The following is a 23,592-nucleotide window of genomic DNA, read 5'->3' as shown; positions in this document are numbered from 1 at the left end:
GTACCACCCCTTCCCATCCCGAACAGGACCGTGAAACGATTACGCGCCAATGATAGTGCTGCAACCAGTGTGAAAGTAGGTTATCGTCAGGCTTTTATTCCGCATACCCCCGCTTATTCAGTTAAGCGGGGGTTTTGCTTTTGTGCGCAACAAAAAAAACAAAAATAACAAACAAAAACAAGATCAAAAACAAGGTCAAGACCTCTCAACACAGAGTCACAGAGAAAGGCAAGAGAAACAAAAGAACACCAAAAAACAGATGAAATCTCTGCTTTTACTCTGTGACTCAGATTTCATTCTCGAAGCGCTGGTATCCAATTCATCTCAGTGGAATGCACCGTGTGCACCCCCACCGTCTCATCGCTTAATCGCTCTCTTACTCACTGCACCGCCCATCGACCAACGACACCAGGCTCCAGCCTGCGCTGGAGCGACGATAATCTAGCTAACTCTCTTATAGTCTGACGGTTTGCTGACAGGACTGCTGGTGAAGTTGCCGTTCAAGTCGGTGCATCCGCCGTACATATTTCAGCGCAGAACATAAAAACCGTCGCTCCTGCGCAGGCAGGTGCCTAGTGGCTTTCGTGGATAATAGAAATATCTGCTTATCTTACTGGCTATATCAACTTCTATATACTCTTCAGTCAATACCACAGTTTACGCAGCCCCATTAATTTCCATGATTAATTGTAATCTATCCTTCATTTGCCCAAAGACATGGGCTGAGCTGACTCGAACAGAGAGTAATAAAACGAGATATTGTGATAGTTGCAGTCAGCAAGTGCATTGGGTAGAGACTCAGGAAGACTTTGATCATGCCGCTGCAGAAGGCAAGTGTGTTGCATTTGAATCCCAGGGAACTGCAATGTTGGAATTTCCAGAGGGAATTGGGCAAGAGCCTATTTTGCGAATTGAGATGCAGGTTTTCTCAGCTAAGCAGCTCTATTTTTTAAAGCGTGAACTTTATCGAGGCTTTACCTTCAATGAAATCAAGCATTTGCATGATGGGAGATCTTCGGAAATAGTAATGGATCTGCACGAAATGCGTGAATTGGCTCAGCGTCTAAGCGAACTTGATATCAAAAACCAGATCATCACTGACTGATAAACAGTGCAGGTGGCCTATGGAGCGACGCTTTGCATTTCTCTAGTGAAGACTTAAAGAAAAGGCTGCGTATGAGCAGCCTTTTTTACCGTCAGTGCTGGCAAGACTTAAAACGCGTATCCAGCCTTCAATACCGCAAAATTCACACCAGGATTAGGACTTTTAATTCCGCCATTTGAATAATGCTGGATCTTGAAGCTCACATCCCAGCCATCCTTGGTGACATAGCCGACGCCGATATGGTCACCGAACTGGAAATTGGTGGAGAAGCGGCGGCCGTTGTTGTCATAGATGTCTGACAGCATATGTAAACCTATGCCAGCTTCGCCGTAAAATCCTTTTTTGCTATCATTTTGAAAGCGGAAAACCGGAGTGACACCGATATCGGTCAGGTTTTGTGTGCCGCTCTTGCCCTGAAAATTACTACCCCGCCATTGCGCGAGGGTATAGTCCCAATAGCCACCAATGTGGGTGCCGTTTGAGGCAAACCATTTATTATCCCAGTTAGATTGCAGGCCAAGGCGCAGCATCTTGGTTTTATTGCCTGTGGCAAATTCCAGCGAACCAGAATCTATGGCGAATACGGAAGAGCTGGTGCACATTGCTGTGACAGCAATGGCAATTACAGATGAAATACGCAGGCGCATAAAATGGGCTTTCAGGTGAAAATAGGAAATCAATGGGACATGAATATAAAACCTCAGCCGCTATTGTAGCAATCTCTTGCAATACGCTCCTATGAGCTAGCGTTTACAATTTGGTTCCGGCAATCATTTAAGCATTAAAGGATGGGTGTGAAGACAGTATCTGAGACAAATATCGCTTTTTTGGGAACAGGTTTGATGGGTAAGCCTATGGCGCGCCGTCTATTGGCTGCTGGCTTTCCTGTGACAGTCTGGAACCGCACTCTGGCAAAAGCCGAAGTACTTATGGCAGATGGTGCCAGAGTTGCAGGCTCTGCCTTGCTGGCAATACAGGAAGGCAAGCCTGATGTCGTGATTACCATGCTGGAAGATGGTAATGCTGTCGCTGAGGTGATAGGGCAGATTTTGCCTGACTTGCGTGCTGGGAGCATCGTCATCGATATGAGTTCCATACAGCAATCCCAGGCACAGGCTATGCATGCCTTGCTGCAAAAACAGAGTGTGCACTTTATTGATGCGCCGGTTTCCGGTGGTGTGATCGGTGCGGAAGCCGGTAGCCTGGCCATCATGGCAGGGGCGGACGAAGCAGTTTATCCCGCAGTGATAGCGCTATTGTCTGTCATGGGAAAGCCGCAGCGTGTCGGTGATCCTGGGACGGGGCAGTTGGCCAAACTCTGTAATCAGTTGATTGTAGGTGCGACGATAAATATCGTGGCCGAGGCTTTATTGCTGGCACAAGCCGGTGGTGCTGATCCGGCTGCGGTAAGGCAAGCCTTACGAGGCGGTTTTGCCGAGAGCCGGATACTGGAAGTGCATGGGCAGCGTATGCTGGACAGAACCTTCATGCCGGGCGGGCAGGTCAAGAGCCAAGCGAAGGATATGGAAAACATCCTCATCGCAGCACAACATGCGGGTGTGGATTTACCAATCACCAGGCTGGTGGCAGATGTTTACCGCAGCTTGCTGCCAGTTCATCCGCATGCTGATCACTCAGCGGCTTTGCTGGTACTGGAACAAAAAAATCCCGGCAAGCGTCTCACTGACAGGCCGGATGTATTGCCCGCTTAGCAGCAATTTTGCTGATCTGTAGAAAAACAGCATTTGTGTATCGGTAGGCAGAAATGGCTCTGGCATAAGATAGACAACAATGGCAAAAGCAATAAGGCTGATAAAGCCACGAAAGCCAATACAGTACCAACGCATCAAGCAAACAATGGAAGCAGGATTACTATGAACAGCACTATCGTCAAAGCTGTATGCCCGCATGATTGCCCAGATACCTGCGCTTTGCATGTGACTGTGGAAAACGGCATCGCTACTGCGGTCAAGGGTGACCCCACACATCCAACAACGGCGGGTGTCTTGTGCACCAAGGTATCGCGTTATACAGAGCGCACTTATCATCCTGATCGTCTGCTGTATCCACAAAAGCGGGTCGGCAAAAAAGGTGAAGGCAAGTTTGTCCGCATCACCTGGGAAGAGGCGATTGCGACGATTACTGAAAAACTCAAGCCACTGGCTACCAGTAATCCCTTGTCCATACTGCCATACAGCTATGCCGGCACCATGGGATTGGTGCAGGGCGAGAGCATGGCTATGCGCTTCTTCAACAGAATCGGTGCTTCATTTTTGGACCGCACGATTTGCGCAACTGCTGGCGGTGTCGGTTATAAATATACGATAGGTACACGCGTTGGTGCGGACATAGAACATACCCAGAATGCCAGGCTGATTATCATGTGGGGTGGCAATCCCATCGCCTCCAATCTGCATTTCTGGATGCGCGTGCAAGAGGCCAAACGCAATGGTGCGAAGCTGATTGCGATTGATCCTTATCGTTCATTGACAGCAGAAAAATGCCATCAGCATATCGCTCTGTTACCAGGCACAGACTCTGCGCTGGCGCTGGGTCTCATGCATGTCTTGATACGTGAAGACTTGCTGGATCATGCCTACATCGCTGAGCATACCCTGGGCTTTGAAGAGTTGCGTGAACGGGTAGCTGTATGGACACCAGAGCGCGTCGCTGAGGTATGCGGTATCAGCGCAGATGAAATCGTGCAACTTGCCAAAGAGTATGGTGAATGTGGCAAACGTGGCGAAGCCAGCATGATACGCATGAATTATGGTGTGCAAAGGGTACATGGTGGTGGCATGGCAGTGCGCAATATCGCCTGCCTGCCTGCACTGACCGGTGCCTGGCGGCATGCTGCGGGCGGCACGCAATTGTCTATGTCAGATGCCTTCCCAAAAAATACGGCAACTTTGCAAAGACCGGATTTATTTCCTGAAGGTTTCCCGCGCCGAACCATCAACATGAGTACGATAGGTGATGATTTATTGAGAGAGGCATCGGCGGAGTTCGGACCCAAAGTGGGAGCTGTGATTGTTTACAATTCCAATCCAGTCGCGGTTGCACCAGAGTCATCGAAGGTAGCGCAAGCTTTTGCGCGGGAAGATTTATTCACCGTGGTGCTGGAACACTTCCAGACTGATACGGCAGACTATGCCGACATTCTGCTGCCAGCGACGACACAACTGGAGCATACCGACATCCATAGCACTTATGGTCACCTGTATATGATGGCTAATAATCCGGCGATTGCGCCCATGGGGGAAGCCAAACCGAATACCGAGATTTTCCGTCTCATTGCCAGATCCATGGGTTTTGAAGATGCCTGTTTTTCAGAAAGTGATGATGAGATCGCCGCGCTAGCCTTCGATAAGAATCATGCGCATGCCGTACACTTCGACTGGTCTTCATTGAAGAAAGCAGGCTGGGCTAAATTGAAAGTGGCAGATGCACCGTTTGCTCACGGTGGTTTTGGTACGCCATCTGGTAAATGCGAGTTTTATAGCGAGAGCATGAAGCGTGACGGGCTTGACCCTCTGCCGACGTATATCGCTCCCTATGAATCACTGGCATCGAATGCCGAGCTGGCTGAGCGCTATCCACTAGCCATGATTTCTCCACCAGCGCGCAATTTCTTGAATTCCACATTCGTCAATGTGCAAAGCCTGCGGGACACCGAAGGACAGCCGCATCTGGACATTCATCCTCAGGATGCCGCCAGCCGTCATATCGTCCAGGGTGACAAACTCAGGATATTCAATGACAGAGGCAGCTTTGAAGCTATTGCCCGCGTCACTGACAAAGCCCGTCCAGGTTTGGTAGTGGGCTTGTCGATATGGTGGAAAAAGCTTGCAGGCGACCACAAGAATGCCAATGAAGTCACCAGCCAGCGCCTGACCGACATGGGCGGCGGGCCAACTTTTTATGACTTGCTGGTACAGGTGGAGAAGTGTCCATCCGTCATATCTACATGAATCTGTGCTGCTCAGCTGATCTTGTCCTATATCAAAAGTAGGCAGCGTCAACAGTTAAAAATTTGCTGCGTTGCAGTATTTTCATGGAGAATGCTTCCAAGTAAGCATTAAATCGCTTGCTTTAGCCGAACTTAGCCGATAGCATCGAAACTAGGGAATGCATGCCTGCTTGGCTTCTCATTTACTCACGTATTGCCGAGGTAAATGAGAGAGAAATTGAAGCGCAACGCCAAAAACAACAATCACACGAGACGGAGAAGATATGGATAAAATTTGGCTGAAGAACTATCCTGCAGGCGTGCCGGCAGACATTGATATCAATCAGTATCAATCCCTGGTGCAGATGCTGGAAGAGTCATTTAAAAAATTTGCTGCACGTGATGCCTACGCCTGTATGGACAAGCGCATTACCTATGGTCAACTGGATGCCATGTCCACTCAACTGGCAGGCTGGCTGCAAGCCAGGGGTATAAAAAAAGGTGCGCGAATTGCCATCATGATGCCCAATGTATTGCAATATCCTGTCGTCATGGCAGCGGTCTTGCGTGCCGGTTATACCGTGGTTAACGTCAATCCCCTGTATACACCGCGCGAGTTGGAGCATCAACTCAAGGACTCAGGCGCAGAAGCCATTTTCATCCTGGAAAATTTCGCCACCACGCTGGAGCAGGTGCTTAGCAAGACCGCAATCAAGCACATCATCGTCGCCAATATGGGCGAAATGCTGGGCGCCTTGAAAGGTACCATCGTTAATTTTGTTGTGCGCCATGTCAAGAAAATGGTGCCAGCGTACTCATTGCCTAACGCCATCCGATTCAACAAAGTGATGTCTGAAGCGGCTGGCATGAGTTTCACCCCTGTAACAACCACACATGATGATGTGGCTTTCCTGCAGTACACCGGCGGTACTACCGGTGTATCCAAAGGTGCGACTTTGTCGCATAAAAATGTAGTTGCCAATATCCTGCAAAATGATGCCTGGCTGTCACCCAGCATGGCCAGTCATGCGGATGAGCAAAAAGTCATCGTCTGTGCTTTGCCGTTGTATCACATCTTTGCGCTGACAGTCTGTAGCTTGCTGGGTACCCGCATCGGTGCCCTGAATTTGCTGATCCCCAATCCACGCGATATCCCCGGTTTTATCAAAGAGTTGGGCAAATACAGGGTGAATATTTTCCCAGCAGTGAATACCTTGTATAACGGTTTGTTGAACAATGCTAACTTTGCTGCGCTGGATTTCTCCGGCTATGAAATTTGCAGTGGTGGTGGCATGGCTGTACAAAAAGCCGTGGCTGACAAATGGTTGGCGACTACCGGTTGCGCGATTGCCGAAGGTTATGGTTTGTCTGAAACCTCACCTGTTGCAACTGCCAATCCGGCCGATACCAAGGTCTTCTCTGGCACCATAGGCATGCCTATTCCTTCGACGGAAATTGCCATTCTGGATGATGACGGCAATCCAGTTGCCTTGGGTGAACGTGGTGAAATCGCCATTCGTGGTCCCCAGGTCATGGTTGGTTACTGGAACCGCCCTGAAGAAACTGCCAAGGTCATGACAGCAGATGGTTTTTTCAAAACTGGTGACGTCGGCATCATGGATGAGCGTGGCTATACCAAGATTGTCGACCGCAAGAAAGACATGATCCTGGTATCTGGTTTCAATGTTTATCCGAATGAAATTGAAGAAGTCATTGTCATGCATCCAGGCGTGCTTGAATGTGCCTGTATCGGTGTGCCAGATGCCAACTCTGGCGAGGCAGTGAAATTGTTTGTGGTGCGCAAAGATCCTTCTTTGACCGTTGACCAGCTCATGGACTATTGCAAGGAGCAGTTCACTGCTTACAAAAAACCTAAGTACATCGAGTTCCGCTCGGATTTGCCTAAGACTAATGTAGGCAAGATTTTGCGCCGCGAATTGCGTGATGAAAAGAAAACCTGATCTCACTTGTCCAAGTTAACAAAGGAAGGCATTGCCTTCCTTTTTTTGTTTTCGCATGCATTTGTTATGCAGAGACCACGCCTGATTTTCCATCTTCGATGACAAAACTCTTCAGTGTGGCAATACCGGAATCGGCCTTTGCAACATCATCCAAACCCAGGAAATGTGTCTGCATTCTGGTTTGAGAAATATCTATCAGCATGAAGCCACGTTTGTCACTGCGGCCATATTTGATATGCGGATTTTGTGCCACGTACTGATCAGTCCGTTCTTGCGGGCGCGAGCTTGACGTTATCGATGTGCCACAAAATTCTGTCGCCACTATCGGGTTGCTGGCAGATGCCTTGGTATAAAAATCGCGCTTGAGGTTCGCCGCATAAAAAGTGTGAACATCACCAGAAATGACGACAGGATTGGCGGGCTTGTGCTTTTGTAAGTCCTCCATCAAACGTTGTCGGGCGACTGGATAACCATCCCAGCCATCAGTCCAGAATTTGCCTTCACCCTCGTGACTGACTACAGTCTGGCTGGATTGCGCCATCAAAGTTTGCTGGGTGAGAATATTCCACTTTGCGTTTGAACTGGCGAAACCGCGTGCTAGCCATTTTTCCTGCTCTATCCCCAACATGGTGCGGGTAGGATCCATTCTTTCACTGCATTCGGCATTGCTGACAGAGTTTGACCCTCCTCGACCAGTCTTGGCGCACGCCTGATAAGAGCGGTATTGGCGGCTATCAAGTACATGAAATTTTGCCAGCCTGCCCCATTCATAACGATCATAGATACGCATACTGGCAAAGTCAGTATGGCTGGGGTGAAGACGCACCGGCATGTGCTCATAAAATGCCTGATAGGCAGCAGCCCGCCGTAACAGGAAATTGACATCCAGCCTCTCATCCCTGTCATTGCCATAATCATTGGCGACTTCATGATCGTCCCATGTCACTATCCAGGGCGCGACATGGTGGGCCGCCTGCAATTGCAGGTCAGTTTTGTATTGGGCATAGCGGGCGCGGTATTCCGCAAGGCTAAAGCTTTCTATATCGCGATTGCGTGGTCTACCGGGGTGGCGCAGATCATAAGGCCCCCATTCATAAATATAGTCGCCCAGAAATGCGACCAGATCGGGATTGGCAGCGGCAATATGCCTGTGTGCTGCATATTCACCAAATTCCCAATGCTGACAAGAGGCCACCGCCACCCTTAAATTACTGACAAGTGCATCGGCTGCAGGGGTAGTACGGGTGCGTGCCACCGGACTGACCGCATCACCAAGGATGAAGCGATACCAATACCAGCGATCTGCCTGCAAATCGTTCGCTTCGACATGCACGCTATGCGCCAGTTCGGGCAGGGCATGGGTCTCACCCTTATTGACCATGCGGGTAAATTGCTCATCTTCGGCAATTTCCCACCTCAGTTTATACGGTACAGGAGGCAGGGCAGCTGCATTCAAAGGTTCGGGCAACAGACGTGTCCACAAGACCACGCTATCATGCCGGGGGGAGCCTGAAGCCACACCCAGGCTGAATGGATAGACGCTGCTGCGTTCGGCAGCCCATCCAGGAAATGCCTGGGCCAGTGCAGCAAAGGTAGTGAATCGCAGGGACTGCTGTAAAAACGAACGACGTGATAACTTCATAAAAATGCTCAGCCCACCTTGGTAATGTCTTCCAGTGGTGGAATCTGACGCGGTTTACGATCATCGCCCGTAGCGACATAAGTGAGGGTCGCTTCGGTGACTTTGACAGTGGATGCCTGCAGGCGATTACGTTCTGCATACACTTCCACCGATACCGTGATCGAGGTATTGCCAACCTTGACCACTTCAGCATAGAACGACAACAAGTCACCGACAAACACCGGTTGTTTGAACAGGAAAGAATTGACCGCGATAGTAGCAACCCGGCCATTGGCGCGCCGCGCCGCTGGTATGGCACCGGCAATATCGACCTGGGACATGATCCAGCCACCAAATACGTCGCCATGGACATTGGCATCAGCCGGCATGGGCATGACCCTGAGTGTAGGCATATGGGATGGCAGCCCGTTGGAAATTTGTTCAGTCATGATGGTTTTAAATAGTAAAGTGTGCGAAGAGGAGTGAGACAAATCTTAAACCAGATTTCATGCGGGCTGAGTAACGCAAGTGGCCTGCCAGCGACTTGTAGAGTGATATATTGTGAAGTTGATGCCAATGTAATAATTCTGCAAATGAGTTTAAGTACAATTCATGTCATGCAAGGGTCAAAACCAAAGAAGAAATGAAGGAAGAAATGGCGGGAGAAAAACAGGAAGAATCAAGATTGCTGGACGATGTGGTCATGCGCACAGTTGCCAATCCAACAGCCAGCCATGGCTGGCACCAGATGGTGGATTTGATGCGCCGCCAGGCAACACCTGCATTGAGCTTGCAGCTAGAGCAGTTTTTGCTAGCGAATGTCGCAGCTACTGGCCTGGCCGGTTTTTATCGCGCCACCTTTCTTGATATGCTGACTGGCAGGCCAGAGTATCTGCAGCAAGCCGGGCAGCTCGCGCTGACTTTGCAACCGTATGATGCCGACAGACTCATGACTTTCCTGCAATATGGCTGGCAAAGAGTATTGCTCGATATCCCCGGCCGCCAGGCTTTTCAGCAGAGGCTGCAAGAGTTATCCCTGCCAGCAATTACCACCAGCCTGAATGCATGGATATGGCAGCAAGTGCAGCCCACGCAAGTGCTGAAGAAACGCAGCATCAGTGCAGTGCGCAAGGTTGCACTGATTGCACCCTATGTAAGTAATATCAAACACCCGCCCACGCTGATGGTTTTGCAGCAGGCAGAAAATTTGCGACAGCTTGGCTTTGAAGTCGTACTTTATTCAGCGCAAGAAATGCTGGGGCCAGATTTTAAACATTATCTGGGCAGCCATTCTTATACACCAGAGCCACAGTTTGTTACCGCTGGCTGGGACAAATATCTGGGGCAGGGTGGGCAGGTCATGACTGGCGATACGCGCTTTTCGCTGGTTCAAAGATGGAAGAGCCTGCTGGGACAAATCGCCTTGTTTGATCCTGATCTGGTGATGTTTGTGGGTTTGTATGCTGGCCTGGCGGCAGCAATTTATCCGGCGCGTCCCGTGCTCAGCCTGGGGATCAATTCTCTGTCACCCATGCTGCCCGCCGATGTATGGCTGACCGCGCAGCAAGAGCTGGATGGCGTGCAGGCTTCGCAATGGACTACTGCTTTACCGGCCAGCCAGACTTACTACCATTCTTACCGGATACAAAGGCCAGATGTCAAACAGGGGCAGACACGTGCGTCTTTAGGGCTGGCGCAAGACAGGCTGATCCTGGTCACTCTTGTCAGCGAGAGTGAGGCCAGGATCAAGGGGGAGTGGGCAGCAGCCATGTTGCAAATGCTGAACCTGCATCCCCATGTCCAGTGGCTTATCGTCGGTGGTAACGGCGTCTTGCCATCTGCCTTGCAAGCCGCCAGGGCGGGGCAGGTCCAGTGTGTTGCGTTCTGTGCCGACGCCGTTAAATACCTGGCTTGCAGCGATATTTATATCAATCCGCCCATGATGGGCGGTGGTTTTGCGGTGGCTGAAGCAATGGCGCTGGCTGTACCGGCCTTGAGTTTGCAGGGATCTGATGGTGGCGACAAACTGGGTAGTGCGGCGCAGGCAAACTTGCAGGAATATTTCCAAATCCTGATGCTGTGGTTGGAAGATCCTGATGCCAGAAAAACTGCCGGCCTGGCCATGCAAAGGCATTTTGATGACTACCTCGATTTGAGTAAGGCAGCCGCCAGTCTGCAAGGTGCTTGCGAACTGGCAGTTGCGCGCTTTAATCTCAGGATGGCAACACAGACTTCTTGAATTTTGCCGGTATACCCAGCATCAATGCGCCAGCGTCGATGTCGCTGATGACCACCGCACCGGCACCGATGAAGGCATGGTCGCCGATGTGCAAACGCTCAATCAGAGTGGCGCCTATGGCAATGGTGACACTATGGCCTATGCGCGATAAACCGCCGACATTGCTACCAGGTTGCACCCTTGAAAAAGCACCAATATGGGTGTCATGCCCAATAGTGACACCCCGGTTGACAAACACATGACGACCCAGCACAGCACCTGGACCGATGACGCTATTGGCACCGACAAAGACACCGGCAGCCAGTTTTGCCAGCGGCGATACATAAGCGCGTGGATGGATCAGGGTATGAAATTCCAGCTTGTGATCCGGATATCGTTGCAGTATTTCTGTTTCCAAAACGCTACGAGTTGGTGTGGTTGGCCCGAGAAGATAGAGTTCGTCCGCAGCAGGCTGGAAATCCGCTAATTCCAGGACTTCAGGTACGGGGCCATAGGCCGCCCATTCCGCCAGGCGGTCTTGCAAGCTGATATCGCGCTCGCCCGGCGTTTCAGGTAAATGTAAAACAATCCTGGAAACCACCAGGCCATTCGCCAGCGCGCAATCAAACAAATCAGACAAAATATTGCTGCTGCCAAAAATAACCAGCTTATTTTTCTTCATATTGCTGCCCTTTTGGACAAGCCCAACATATCCCGGACTTGTGCCGGCGTAGCGATGGAGCGCCCGAGAGCATCTGCCTGCGCCACGATACGCTGGACCAGTTGCACATTGCTGGCCAGTGTCGTCCTCCCTTCATCCAGCCATAGATTATCTTCCAGACCGGTTCTGACTCCATGACCCATGAGTACCCCCAAGCCATTCGCCGTAGTTTGAAACTTGCCTGTGCCTCCTAGTGACCAGACAGCATCTGGCGGCAAATCACCGACGATGGTGGCCAGGTGCAACAAGCTGGCTTGCGCCGTCCCCGGATTACCGAGAATGATATTGAAATAATAAGGCGGACTGATCAGGCCCTTGTTGATGAGTATTTTGGCAAAATTGACCATGCCAAGATCAAATATTTCCAGTTCTGGTTTGATGCTGTTTTCCTGCATGATCTCTGCCAGTCGCATGATGGTATCCGGCGCATTGATACTGGCTTCACGCGAAAAATTCATGGAACCCAGGGTCAGGCTGGCCATATCAGGTTTTACATCAGTTGCCAGATACAGGCTGCTGGCGCGTTTTTCCACAGTTGGAGTACGTCGCCCGCTGGTGGTGGTGACGATAATCAGTTCAGGCGCTTGAGCTCGTATGCCACGGATGATTTCGGCATAGATATTCACATCATCGCTAGGTAGTTCCTGCTCATCGCGCGCATGAATGTGCAGCATGGACGCGCCTAGCCTGGCACATGCCAACGCATCAGCGATGATCTCTGCCGGTGTCAGTGGTACATGGGGGGACTGGCTACGCACTGGCACCATGCCAGTAGGCGCAAGATTAATGATCAATGGTGAAGAAAAGCTCATGGGCTGTATTCTGATAGTAACCGGGGAATGACCAGTGTTAGGCAACACTGGCGAAAAGCAAATTGTACGTTAGCTCAAGGACAAAGTCCGCAATGCTGCGTTTGCAATTTACATATGCTTTGTGCAGTGCCGATAGAAACAGGGTTTATAGCCTATAATTTTCCTTATGCAGCATTTGCATGAAGTGTTTTTCTCTTTGTTGCCTTCCGGTACAGTGTAGCAGTTGATACAGAACGTCACTTGCGATAGTGGCGGGTACTTTGTTGTTAACTGTGATAGGCCGCTATGATGGAAGGTGATTTTGTTGAATTGCCAATTCGCGTCAGCCTCCCTTGCGGCTGGCAAGCTCATTCAACCCTCATACGAGTACCTCTTTAATGCGACGCAGAGAATCCGTTCGTAATCCGTCTTCCTCCAGTCAGGCCAGTAACCATGGTCAGCGTGGTGACTGGTCTACTATCCAGACACTTTTGCCTTATTTATGGGCCTATAAGTGGCGCGTATTACTGGCACTTAGCTTTCTGGTCGCCGCCAAGCTGGCCAATGTTGGTGTACCCATGGTCTTGAAGAGCCTGGTCGACAGCATGACCATCAGCCCAGCCCATCCGGCCGCCGTCATGGTCTTGCCAGTGAGTTTGCTGATCGCCTATGGCGCACTGCGCTTGGCGACGACCCTGTTCACAGAGTTGCGCGAATTCGTGTTTGCCAAAGTTACGCAGCGGGCAGTACGTACGATAGCCTTGCAAGTATTTCGCCACCTGCATGCCTTGTCTTTGCGCTTTCACCTGAATCGGCAAACCGGTGGCGTCACCCGCGATATAGAACGTGGTACCAGAGCGATATCCTCGCTGATTTCCTATGCCTTGTTCAGCATCGTTCCCACCTTGCTGGAAATTGCGCTGGTTCTGGTTTATCTGGGCACGCATTACGATAAATGGTTTACAGTGATTACGGCGACTGCGTTGGTGACGTATATCGTGTTCACCATCGTTGTCACCGAATGGCGCACACATTTTCGCCGCACCATGAATGAGCTTGATTCCAAGGCGCATACCAAGGCCATTGATTCCTTGCTCAACTATGAAACCGTCAAATATTTTGGTAACGACGAATATGAAGCCCAGCGCTATGACCAGGGCTTGCAGAGCTATGAAACTGCTGCGGTAAAATCACAGAGCAGCCTGTTCTTGCTCAATACCGGGCAGTCGATGATTATCGCCACTGCTGTGACGCTGATTTTGTGGCGCGCGACCCAGGGCGTCATTGATGGCACCATGAGCCTGGGTGACCTGGTGCTGGTAAATGCCTTCATGATACAGCTGTATATACCCTTGAATTTCCTGGGTGTCTTGTACCGTGAAATCAAGCAAAGTCTGGCCGATATGGAAAGGCTGTTTTCGCTCCTGGGACAAAATCGTGAAGTGGCAGATGCCGAGCATGCACAGGTCTTGCAGGTGCACCATAGAAATGGCGCAGAAATCCGTTTTCAACATGTGAATTTCAGCTATGAAGAAAAGCGCCAGATTTTATTTGATGTGGACTTTACCATTGCACCAGGTACGACCACGGCAGTGGTGGGCCATAGCGGTTCAGGTAAGTCAACTCTGTCGCGTTTGCTATTCCGTTTTTATGATATCCAGTCTGGTCATATTTCGATTGATGGTCAGGATGTGCGCGACGTTACCCAGGCATCAGTCAGGGCGGCGATAGGTATCGTGCCACAAGACACGGTGCTCTTCAATGACAGCATAGAATACAACATCGGCTATGGCAAACCAGGTGCCAGCAAAGAAGAGATTATCGCGGTCGCCAAGGCTGCCTACATCCATGACTTTATCGAATCGCTGCCAGATGGTTATGACAGCATGGTTGGTGAGCGTGGCTTGAAACTGTCCGGTGGTGAAAAGCAGCGCGTGGCCATCGCCCGCACTCTGTTAAAAAATCCTTCCATCCTGATTTTTGATGAAGCTACATCAGCTCTGGATTCTCAAGCCGAGCAATTGATACAGGCCCAGTTGAAAGACATTGCGCGTAGTCGTACCAGCCTGGTGATTGCACACAGATTATCTACCGTTGTCGATGCCCAGCAGATTCTGGTGATGGACAAGGGACGTATCATAGAACGTGGTACCCATCATGATTTGCTGGCCTTGCAGGGTACCTATGCACGCATGTGGGAACGCCAGCAAAGCAAGAAAAAAGACATGACGGAAGAAGATGATGACGAAGCAGATGAAACTGAATTGATGGGTGCATAAAAATGGAAACCAAGTGGCTGGAAGATTTCGTATCACTAGCAGAAACCAACAGCTTCAGCCGCTCGGCTGAATTGCGCCATGTGACGCAACCTGCATTCTCGCGTCGCATACAATCGCTGGAAGCCTGGCTGGGTAGTGACCTGATAGACCGCACGTCCTACCCCACACGGCTGACACATGCGGGTGAGGTTTTTTACGAGCAGGCGATTGCCATGCTGGGGCAAATCAATAATGCCCGCGCCCTGTTACGCGGCAAGCGCACCACCACGCAAACCACGGTGGATTTTGCTGTCCCGCATACACTCTCACTGACCTATGTGCCGCGCTGGCTGACCAGCCTCGAAGCTGCATTTGGTGAAATCAATAGCCGCTTGTTGGCACTGAACGTGCATGATGCGGTCATGACTCTGGTCGAAGGTGGTTGCGACCTTTTGCTGTGCTATCACCACCCGCGTCAGCCGCTACTTCTTGATAGCAGCCAGTATGACATGATCAGCATGGGGACCGAAGCTTTGCGGGCCTATACCCGCTGTGATAAACATGGCGTACCGGAATTACTGTTGCCAGGAACGGAGAGGGAGCCATTACCTTTTCTGGCGTATGCCAACAATGCCTATCTGGGGCGCATGGTAGACCTGATTTTGAATGACACGCGCCAGCCTCTGCATCTGGAAAAATGCTATGAAACCGATATGGCAGAAGGCTTGAAAATGATGGCGCTGGAAGGACGTGGCATTGCCTTTTTACCCGAGTCTGCAGTGACCCGTGAAGTCAAGCAAAAGCAACTGGCCCGCGCCGATGATGGTAGTGGTGCCTGGGAAGTGAATATGGAAATCCGCCTGTATCGTGAACGGCCCTCAATCCAGAGGCCGGGCAAGATGATAGTGTCCAGATTGTGGGAGTATCTGGAACAATTGCAAATTGCAGAAAAACTGGAAAGCAGTAAGCATGGGAAATCACGCCGGCGTCGTGAAGAGCATTAACAAGCTCCAGCGGATATCCGTACTAAAACTGCCTCTGTGACCTCTCATTGAGCTAATTTTGTAGCAGCAGACTACATTTTTACACTATTCAATACGATGATTTTTTTGTTTATCTTGCTGGCACTGCTGGCTCTCAATATCTATTCCACGCACCGTATCAAACGTGCTCTTGAACCAAGTTTCCAGCGAACGATGTTATTAATCAGTGTCTGGGTCATGCCATTTATTGGCAGTTTTTTTGCTTTGCCAGGCTTACCCAAAAACGCACATGAAAGCAGGGCTCTGCCCCCTGAAAAATTGCCGGCCGGATTTATTCGCGAAGAGATACCGGACCTCATCAGTCTGCCAGGGGTGAGTTCGTTCAATCTGTTTGAACATGTCACTTTCCTGGACAATATCCCCGTCATGAACTGGGCGGCTTTTCATGCATGGCTGGGCACGATCAACGATGCCGGACTACAACGCCATGCACGTCTGCTGGGACAACGCGCATGGCTGGCTTATATCAAAGAGGGGATAGGTTCGCATTGTTATATGTATGAAAGCGAGAAGGCGTTGATCGTCTCATCGTCGGAGCCAAATGTCATTGAGGCCAGTGCCAGGTTTATTGAAAAGAATCATGCGCGTATTGCTAAGTTACTGCCTGGAGTCGCACAATTTCCGTCAGATATGAAGAGCATCTTGCTGGTGCTCGACAATGAGGATATGTACTATCAGTATGTATCTGCATATTATCCTGAGAGCGGGGAATTTGCAGTCAGCGGTGGCATGTTCATTGATGCAGGCTGCCCGCACTTTGTCACTGTTCTTTCGGATTTATTGATGATAGAACCTGTGATTACGCATGAAATGACGCACAGTGCCTTGAATTACCTGAAATTGCCGTTGTGGCTGGATGAAGGAATTGCCGTAAATGTCGAATTTCAGCTCAGTCCATTTCTGCAGGAGGCGAGTAGCGCAAAAAATTTGTATGCCAGACATTTGCAATTCTGGAATCCTGAAAGGATTCAGGAGTTCTGGTCTGGCGCTTCATTTTCACGTAGCGGGGAAAGTAATACTCTATCCTATGATCTGGCACGCATACTCGTGAAGAATCTGAGCCAGGATTGGCAGGCTTTTGCCCGCTTTGTTGCCGCCGCAAAAAGGGAAGATTCTGGCAGTCGTGCTGCACTTGAGATTTTGGATATCGATCTGGGGGCAAGCGTTTGTGCTTTATTCGATACACAGTGGGAGTCTTCCTGGTCTCCTCACATCCGGATGGGAAGTCAGGCTGTCGCCGCTTGAGTGTATTTTCCGGCGTCGGATAAGTACTGTCAGCAATGACTGTAAAACCGAAATATATAGAACTTGTGGAGTTGTAAAAAATATTCCATATCATGCGGCCACTTTCATGGTTATGCATTTCATGCATAGATGCATGCAAACAAAGCATTGGCTGACTTCAGAATGAAAAGACTACTATGCGTCTGCTTTCAGCGCCGGTGACAGACTGGCCTGGAATACCAGATTTGCAAACCAGTTCAACCATCTTCAAGAGGTCATATCATGTCCACCCAGCACCAGATACCGTCTTATCTTACCCCGACAGAGACAGGTCCTTGGTCAGTTTACCTTGAGCAAATTGATCGTGTTACACCTTATCTCGGCCATTTGTCGCGCTGGGTAGAAACTCTGAAACGTCCCAAGCGTATCCTGATAGTTGACGTGCCTATCGAGCGTGATGATGGTTCGATTGCCCACTTTGAAGGCTATCGTGTACAGCACAATACTTCCCGTGGCCCGGGCAAGGGTGGCGTGCGTTTCCATCAGGATGTGACGCTGTCAGAAGTGATGGCCTTGTCTGCCTGGATGACGATCAAGAACTCTGCAGTGAATGTGCCTTATGGTGGTGCCAAGGGTGGTATCCGTGTTGATCCAAAGACCTTGTCACGTGGCGAACTGATGCGTATGACGCGTCGTTACACTTCTGAAATCGGCATCATTATCGGCCCGGACAAAGATATCCCGGCACCAGACGTGAACACCAATGAGCAAACCATGGCATGGATGATGGATACCTATTCCATGAATGAAGGCCGTACTGCCACTGGCGTGGTCACTGGCAAACCGATTTCCCTGGGTGGCAGTCTGGGTCGTCGTGAAGCGACTGGCCGCGGCGTATTCGTGGTCGGTAGTGAAGCTGCTGCCAAGCGTGGCCTGAACATTGCTGGTGCAAAAATTGCAGTTCAAGGTTTTGGTAATGTGGGTGGTATTGCTGCCCGTTTGTTTGCCGATGCTGGCGCCAAGATCGTCGCAGTACAAGATCACGGCGGCACGATATTCCATTCAAATGGCCTGGATGTTGCAAAATTGCTGGACCACGTGGCAGCCAAAGGCAGTGTTGCTGGTTTTGAAGGCATAGAAGCGGTTTTGCCAAATGATGAATTCTGGTCTGTGAACTGCGATATTATGATCCCGGCAGCGCTGGAGCAGCAAATCACAATGAAGAATGCTGACCAGATCCGTGCCAAAATCATCCTCGAAGGCGCGAATGGCCCAACTACACCAGAAGCTGACGATATCTTGCGCGACAAAGGCATCCTGGTTGTGCCAGACGTAATCGCCAATGCTGGCGGTGTGACCGTGTCATATTTTGAGTGGGTACAGGATTTCTCCAGCTATTTCTGGTCGGAAGATGAAATCAACCTGCGTTTGACCCGTATCATGAAGGAAGCCTTTAATTCTGTCTGGCAGGTCACGGAAGACAAGAATGTCTCTCTGCGTACTGCAGCCTTTATTATCGGTTGCTCCAGAGTGTTGCAAGCACGCGAAGTGCGTGGACTGTATCCATAATCTGGAATTGTAAATAGCTATCAATCACCTATGCTGATAGGTGATGGTAGCCAGATGTCATTCCTGGCGCGATTTTGGGGCTTTAGCTCCAAGATCGCGTCTTGCTACCTGTTTACTCATCCTGTAAGTGGGTAAGCCCGGCAAACATGGTGACATGTTTGATGTCATCTGGACTTAGTACTAGCAGCGTATCCTGCTTGATAGGCTTGGAACGATAATTGCATACTTGTTTTTAAAATTTTTACAAGTGCGATTGTCAAATATACTGAATAATATTTTGTTAAATGTGAATTTTTCTGTTGAATTTTATTGATCTTTATCATTACCATCCTGAATTAAGTTCAAAGGGGATTATATGGAAGCTTCAAAATGGATAGTAAAGGCTGGCTTGCCCTGTGCGCTGGTCCTGTGCTCCCCGCTTTCATTGGCTGCGGATACCCTGTCGCATATTAAAGAGACGCAAACGGTGACTATCGCGCACCGTGAGGCGTCTTTTCCATTTTCTTACCTCAATGAGGATAAGAAACCCATAGGCTACTCCATGGACATCTGTCTGAAGGTAGTTGATGCAATCAAAAAAGAACTCAAGCTGCCGCAGTTGAATGTGAAATACGTCCTTGTGACAGGTAGTACGCGCATCCCAGCCATTGTTGAGGGAAAGGCAGATATGGAGTGCGGCTCTACCACCAATAATGCAGAGCGTCGCAAACAGGTGGCGTTCACCATTCCCCATTTTTTTGCTACCGCGAAAATGCTGGTCAGGACGGATTCTGGTATCAAGAACTGGACTGACCTCAAGGGTAAAAAAGTGGTGACCTCCAAGGGGACCACGACCGTCAAGTTGCTCAATGATCGCGACAAGGTCAGAGGTCTGGATTTGACATTACTCGAAGGCAGTGATCACAACGAATCCTTTAGCATGGTAGAAAGCGGCAAGGCGGATGCATTTACCGTCGATGATGTGCTTTTGTATGGCCAGCGTGCCAGTGCCAAAGACCCGACGAAGTTTGTCGTGGTGGGCGATGCGCTTTCGACCGAACCATATGCCATCATGTTGCGCAAGGATGATGCTGCCTTCAAGTCACTGGTTGACCGCGAAGTCGCACGCCTCATGAATGATGGTGAAGTCACCAAACTTTATGACAAATGGTTTCGCAAACCAGTGCCCCCAAAAGGGGCAAACCTGAACATGCCCATGAACTTTCTGTTGCGCGACAATATACGTTTTCCCACAGATAAGGTGGCGGATTGACAGGCACTGTCTTTGCTTGCTATCTCAGACAGACGTGGTTTGATGCTCAGTTCACTATGCATCAGGCAGATCTGGGTTTGCGGGGTTTGGATGAAAATTCGTATGGGCCGGATAAAAGCTGTTGCTGACCATATTTTTAGCAGTACATAAGTAGTAATACGTATTAAGCCGATTGAAAAAAACGGTAATTTGCTAAGGGTTTTTGTTAAACTCAAAGCCATGACTTTTTGATTTAAACTTTCTGGAGACAGTATGAAATTTTCGAAATTGTTGGTAGGTCTGATTGGTGCAGGTTTGATCGTCGGTGTAGCACAGGCGCAAGATGCCGGAACACTGAAAAAAATCAAAGAAACAGGCACCATCACTCTGGGAGTGCGCGATTCTTCCATTCCTTTTTCCTACCTGGATGACAAGCAGTCCTATCAAGGCTATTCCATTGATTTGTGCCTCAAGATTGTTACTGCAGTGCAAAAACAACTGGGTCTGACTTCTTTGAATGTCAAAATGAACCCTGTCACTTCAGCGACACGTATTCCGCTGATGGCAAACGGTACGATAGATCTGGAATGCGGCTCTACCACCAATAACGTTGAACGTCAAAAACAAGTGGCATTTGCACCTACCACTTTTGTGACAGCTAACCGCATTTTGTCGAAAAAATCTTCTGGCATCAAAACGCTCATGGACTTGAAGGGCAAGTCCGTGGTTTCCACTTCCGGTACTTCCAACTTGAAGCAATTGACGCAGTTGAATGCAGACCAAAATCTGGGCATCAATATTTTGCCAGCCAAGGATCATGCAGAAGCTTTCCTGATGGTAGAAACTGGCCGTGCAGTAGCGTGGGTAATGGACGATATCTTGCTGGCATCACAAGCATCCAATTCAAAAAACCCGGCTGAGTATGAAATCAGCAAGGAAGCCCTGTCTGTTGAGCCATACGGCATCATGTTGCGCAAGGATGATGCCGCGTTCAAGAAAGTTGTTGATACAGCGATTTCCAATGTACTGACTTCTGGCGATGTTAACCGCATCTACCACAAATGGTTCATGCAACCTATTCCACCTAAAGGCATCGCCTTGAACTGGCCTATGTCTGATCAGCTCAAGGTAGTTGCTGCCAAGCCTACAGATTCAGGTGAACCTTCTGCTTATGCCGCTGTTCCAGAGGCTCAAAAAGCCGTTTTGAACAAGAAAAAATAATACATAGCAAGGCAAGGTAGTCCGATAAAACGGGGGGATGCACCTCCCGTTTTCTTTTGCAAGACTATGCATGCATGATTTTGCAAAAGCGGACTGAAAGCGCTGCACAGGAGGAGATTATGAACTACAACTGGAATTGGAATATCTTTTGGGACATTGCGCCCGATGGAACGGGAACCTATTTTGAATCCCTGATCGCTGGTCTGAAATGGACACTGGCGACAGCAGGTTTGGGCTGGGTGATTGCATTGGTTTTGGGCCTGGTGATAGGGACACTCCGCACAGCACCAAATAAATGGTTGGTCAGGGCGGCAAATGCCTATGTGGAATTATTCAGGAATATTCCACTGATTGTGCAAATGTTTCTCTGGTACTTTGTCTTCCCTGAGGTCTTGCCTGAAGCATGGGGCACAGCACTCAAACAATTGCCGAATGCACCTTTCGTCACGGCAGTGCTGAGCCTGGGGTTTTTTACTTCGGCAAGGGTGGCGGTACAGGTATCAACAGGTATCAATGCTCTGCCACGCGGGCAAAAAATGGCGGGGACGGCACTGGGCCTGACACTGCCACAAACTTACCGCTATGTGCTCTTGCCCATGGCATTTCGCATCATCATTCCTTCACTGATCAATGAAGTGGCGGCGATCATCAAAAACAGTTCGGTGGCTTTGTCCATAGGTTTGATAGAACTGATGGCAAGTACGCGTTCCATGCAAGAAATGTCCTTTAAGACTTTTGAGGCTTTCAGTGCTGCCACCATCATCTATCTGATCGTATCTGTGGTGGCGATCCTGCTGTCGAATTTGTTGGAAAAGAAACTGCGCGTACCAGGCTTCATTACTGCTGGTTCAGCCAATAGTGGAGGGCACTAAACATGGGTAATTTTGATTTTGATGTCATCCAGCGTTCCTGGGTGTACCTGTTCCAGACTGGCATGGTATTCACACTGAAGCTGACCTTCCTGTCAATGACAGGCGGTATCATCATCGGTACTTTATTGGCGATGATGCGTTTGTCCAGCAACAAGCTGATCAATCTGGTGGCTTCCGGTTATGTCAACCTGATGCGCTCTATACCTCTGGTATTGGTGCTGTTCTGGTTTTACTTCCTGGTGCCTTATATTGGTGCCTGGATAATTGGCGCAAATGAACCTGTGGCCGTGGGTGCTTTTTCTTCTTGCCTGATCACCTTTGTCATGTTTGAAGCTGCTTATTACTGCGAAATCATGCGTTCCGGCATACAGTCTATCCCTCGTGGGCAGATCTGGGCTGGTTATGCGATGGGCATGAATTACTGGCAAACCATGGGGCATATCGTCTTGCCTCAGGCTTTCCGCAATATGATCCCCATATTGCTGACGCAAACCATCGTTTTGTTCCAGGACGTGTCGCTGGTATCGATCTTGTCCATTCCCGACTTTTTCGGTTCTGCAGCCAAAGTGGCACAGCGTGATGGACGTCTGGTGGAAATGTATACCTTCGCAGCGGTTGTCTATTTCATCATGTGCCTTGGCTTGTCTGCACTCGTGAAGAAATTGCAGGCAAAAGTGGCGATCATACGTTAAGAATATTGTGGAGATTTCAAATGATTAAATTGAATAATGTCAGTAAATGGTATGGTCAGTTCCAGGTCTTGACCGATTGCACAACCGAAGTGTCCAAGGGTGAAGTGGTGGTTGTTTGCGGTCCTTCCGGTTCAGGCAAATCAACACTGATCAAAACCGTCAATGGTCTGGAGCCTTTCCAAAAAGGCGAGATCACGGTAGAAGGTGTTTCTGTTGGCGACCCAAAAACCAATTTGTCCAAACTGCGCGCACGCATAGGCATGGTGTTTCAGAACTTTGAATTGTTCCCGCATCTGTCCATACGCCAAAATCTGACTATCGGTCAGGTCAAAGTATTGGGCCGCTCTGAAGAAGAAGCGACTGAGCGCGGACTCAAATACCTGGATCGCGTTGGCCTGATTGCACACAAGGACAAGTTCCCGGGTCAGTTGTCTGGTGGTCAGCAACAGCGTGTGGCGATTGCCCGCGCCTTGTCCATGGACCCGATAGCCATGCTGTTTGATGAACCTACATCGGCACTTGATCCGGAAATGATCAATGAAGTGCTGGATGTCATGGTCGGCCTGGCACAAGAAGGCATGACCATGATGGTGGTGACCCATGAAATGGGCTTTGCCAAAAAAGTCGCGAATCGCATTGTCTTCATGGACAAAGGCGCGATAGTTGAAGATTGTTCAAAAGACGAATTCTTTAATAATGCCCGCTCAGAACGTGCGCGCGACTTCCTGGACAAGATCATTCATTGATATTTTTAGGTCAGTACACCTAAGTTTGCAAAACAGCCCTGAATTTCAGGGCTGTTTTTGTAATAAGTGATGATTTCTGTGAAATCTGTAGAAATTGTGATTCCCGTCACAAGGAAATAGATACTGTCATGCTAATCTTCACTCGCAAAAAAATGCACTGAAAAGTAGTTTTTGAATTATTTATTTTTGTATTAATAACAATTAAACAGGACAACACGCAATGGCCAACACAGCAGCAGATATCCAAAAGCTTTACATCGCTTACTTCAATCGCCCAGCAGACCCAAGTGGCCTGGCATACTGGATGGCGCAAAGCTTCACACTGAACCAAATCGCTGACAGCTTCTCCAAGCAAGCAGAATATGCAACA

19 protein-coding genes are annotated in these 23,592 nt (G+C 49.5%); 14 read left to right on the top strand and 5 right to left on the bottom strand.

Annotated elements, in window-relative coordinates:
- The first annotated feature begins 781 nt into the window (after positions 1-781).
- Positions 782-1,105, top strand: coding sequence for a hypothetical protein (locus tag Q8K39_RS07495; protein WP_305259137.1), 324 nt, complete (start codon positions 782-784; stop codon positions 1,103-1,105).
- A 107-nt stretch (positions 1,106-1,212) separates the two neighbouring features.
- Here the strand turns inward: Q8K39_RS07495 and Q8K39_RS07490 are convergent, their stop codons facing one another.
- A complete protein-coding gene (locus tag Q8K39_RS07490; protein ID WP_305259136.1) occupies positions 1,213-1,752 on the bottom strand; it encodes an acyloxyacyl hydrolase in 540 nt (179 codons plus the stop codon).
- Positions 1,753-1,899: 147 nt separating this feature from the next.
- Here Q8K39_RS07490 and Q8K39_RS07485 point away from each other — a divergent pair, with 147 nt between their 5' ends.
- The 3 genes from Q8K39_RS07485 to Q8K39_RS07475 all read left to right on the top strand — a co-directional run bounded on the left by Q8K39_RS07485 (position 1,900) and on the right by Q8K39_RS07475 (position 7,015).
- Entirely contained in the window at positions 1,900-2,817 is a 918-nt protein-coding gene (locus Q8K39_RS07485; protein ID WP_305259135.1) for an NAD(P)-dependent oxidoreductase, read from the top strand.
- Positions 2,818-2,979: 162 nt separating this feature from the next.
- On the top strand, positions 2,980-5,076 hold the full coding sequence (locus tag Q8K39_RS07480; protein WP_305259134.1) for a molybdopterin-dependent oxidoreductase: 2,097 nt from the start codon (positions 2,980-2,982) through the stop codon (positions 5,074-5,076).
- Positions 5,077-5,338: 262 nt separating this feature from the next.
- Positions 5,339-7,015, top strand: coding sequence for a long-chain-fatty-acid--CoA ligase (locus Q8K39_RS07475; protein WP_305259132.1), 1,677 nt, complete (start codon positions 5,339-5,341; stop codon positions 7,013-7,015).
- A gap of 64 nt (positions 7,016-7,079) precedes the next feature.
- Here Q8K39_RS07475 and Q8K39_RS07470 read toward each other — a convergent pair whose 3' ends face one another.
- Together Q8K39_RS07470 and Q8K39_RS07465 are read right to left on the bottom strand one after the other, a co-directional pair.
- Positions 7,080-8,657, bottom strand: a complete 1,578-nt coding sequence (locus Q8K39_RS07470; RefSeq protein WP_305259130.1) for an alkaline phosphatase — start codon at positions 8,655-8,657, stop codon at positions 7,080-7,082.
- A gap of 8 nt (positions 8,658-8,665) precedes the next feature.
- Positions 8,666-9,085, bottom strand: a complete 420-nt coding sequence (locus tag Q8K39_RS07465) for an acyl-CoA thioesterase (RefSeq protein ID WP_305259128.1) — start codon at positions 9,083-9,085, stop codon at positions 8,666-8,668.
- Positions 9,086-9,279: 194 nt separating this feature from the next.
- Here Q8K39_RS07465 and Q8K39_RS07460 point away from each other — a divergent pair, with 194 nt between their 5' ends.
- Positions 9,280-10,875, top strand: a complete 1,596-nt coding sequence (locus Q8K39_RS07460; protein ID WP_305259126.1) for a glycosyltransferase — start codon at positions 9,280-9,282, stop codon at positions 10,873-10,875.
- Here Q8K39_RS07460 and Q8K39_RS07455 read toward each other — a convergent pair.
- Both Q8K39_RS07455 and Q8K39_RS07450 read right to left on the bottom strand, forming a co-directional pair.
- Positions 10,850-11,536 carry an acetyltransferase gene (locus Q8K39_RS07455; RefSeq protein WP_186957145.1) on the bottom strand — a complete coding sequence of 229 codons (687 nt, stop codon included), beginning with the start codon at positions 11,534-11,536 and terminating at the stop codon, positions 10,850-10,852. The two genes, Q8K39_RS07460 and Q8K39_RS07455, sit on opposite strands and share 26 nt — an antisense overlap.
- Complete coding sequence (locus tag Q8K39_RS07450; RefSeq protein ID WP_186957144.1) at positions 11,533-12,387, bottom strand: 3-keto-5-aminohexanoate cleavage protein; 855 nt, start codon at positions 12,385-12,387, stop codon at positions 11,533-11,535. Before Q8K39_RS07450 ends, Q8K39_RS07455 begins: the two co-directional genes overlap by 4 nt.
- A 377-nt stretch (positions 12,388-12,764) precedes the next feature.
- On the opposite strand from Q8K39_RS07450, the gene Q8K39_RS07445 reads away from it, so the two are divergent.
- The 9 genes from Q8K39_RS07445 (at position 12,765) to Q8K39_RS07405 (ending at position 23,222) form a co-directional block, all read left to right on the top strand.
- Entirely contained in the window at positions 12,765-14,645 is a 1,881-nt protein-coding gene (locus Q8K39_RS07445) for an ABC transporter ATP-binding protein/permease (protein WP_305259123.1), read from the top strand.
- Positions 14,646-14,647: 2 nt separating this feature from the next.
- On the top strand, positions 14,648-15,628 hold the full coding sequence (locus Q8K39_RS07440) for a LysR family transcriptional regulator (RefSeq protein WP_305259121.1): 981 nt from the start codon (positions 14,648-14,650) through the stop codon (positions 15,626-15,628).
- A gap of 96 nt (positions 15,629-15,724) precedes the next feature.
- The gene (locus Q8K39_RS07435) at positions 15,725-16,912 is read left to right on the top strand and encodes a hypothetical protein (RefSeq protein WP_305259120.1); all 1,188 of its coding nucleotides are present in this window, start codon (positions 15,725-15,727) and stop codon (positions 16,910-16,912) included.
- A gap of 261 nt (positions 16,913-17,173) precedes the next feature.
- Positions 17,174-18,460 carry a Glu/Leu/Phe/Val dehydrogenase gene (locus Q8K39_RS07430; protein WP_305259119.1) on the top strand — a complete coding sequence of 429 codons (1,287 nt, stop codon included), beginning with the start codon at positions 17,174-17,176 and terminating at the stop codon, positions 18,458-18,460.
- Positions 18,461-18,815: 355 nt separating this feature from the next.
- Entirely contained in the window at positions 18,816-19,712 is an 897-nt protein-coding gene (locus tag Q8K39_RS07425) for an amino acid ABC transporter substrate-binding protein (protein WP_186957139.1), read from the top strand.
- Between the two features lie 252 nt (positions 19,713-19,964).
- Positions 19,965-20,912 (top strand): transporter substrate-binding domain-containing protein, encoded by a 948-nt coding sequence (locus Q8K39_RS07420; RefSeq protein WP_186957138.1) that lies wholly within the window; start codon positions 19,965-19,967, stop codon positions 20,910-20,912.
- A 119-nt stretch (positions 20,913-21,031) separates the two neighbouring features.
- On the top strand, positions 21,032-21,784 hold the full coding sequence (locus Q8K39_RS07415; RefSeq protein WP_305259118.1) for an amino acid ABC transporter permease: 753 nt from the start codon (positions 21,032-21,034) through the stop codon (positions 21,782-21,784).
- Between the two features lie 2 nt (positions 21,785-21,786).
- Positions 21,787-22,476 (top strand): amino acid ABC transporter permease, encoded by a 690-nt coding sequence (locus Q8K39_RS07410; RefSeq protein ID WP_186957136.1) that lies wholly within the window; start codon positions 21,787-21,789, stop codon positions 22,474-22,476.
- Positions 22,477-22,496: 20 nt separating this feature from the next.
- Complete coding sequence (locus Q8K39_RS07405) at positions 22,497-23,222, top strand: amino acid ABC transporter ATP-binding protein (protein ID WP_305259115.1); 726 nt, start codon at positions 22,497-22,499, stop codon at positions 23,220-23,222.
- The last annotated feature ends 370 nt before the right edge of the window (positions 23,223-23,592 follow it).

Source organism: Undibacterium sp., from assembly GCF_030683615.1.
GTDB classification, from domain to species: Bacteria; Pseudomonadota; Gammaproteobacteria; order Burkholderiales; family Burkholderiaceae_D; genus Undibacterium; species Undibacterium umbellatum.
This window is presented reverse-complemented; position numbering and strand designations above follow the sequence as displayed.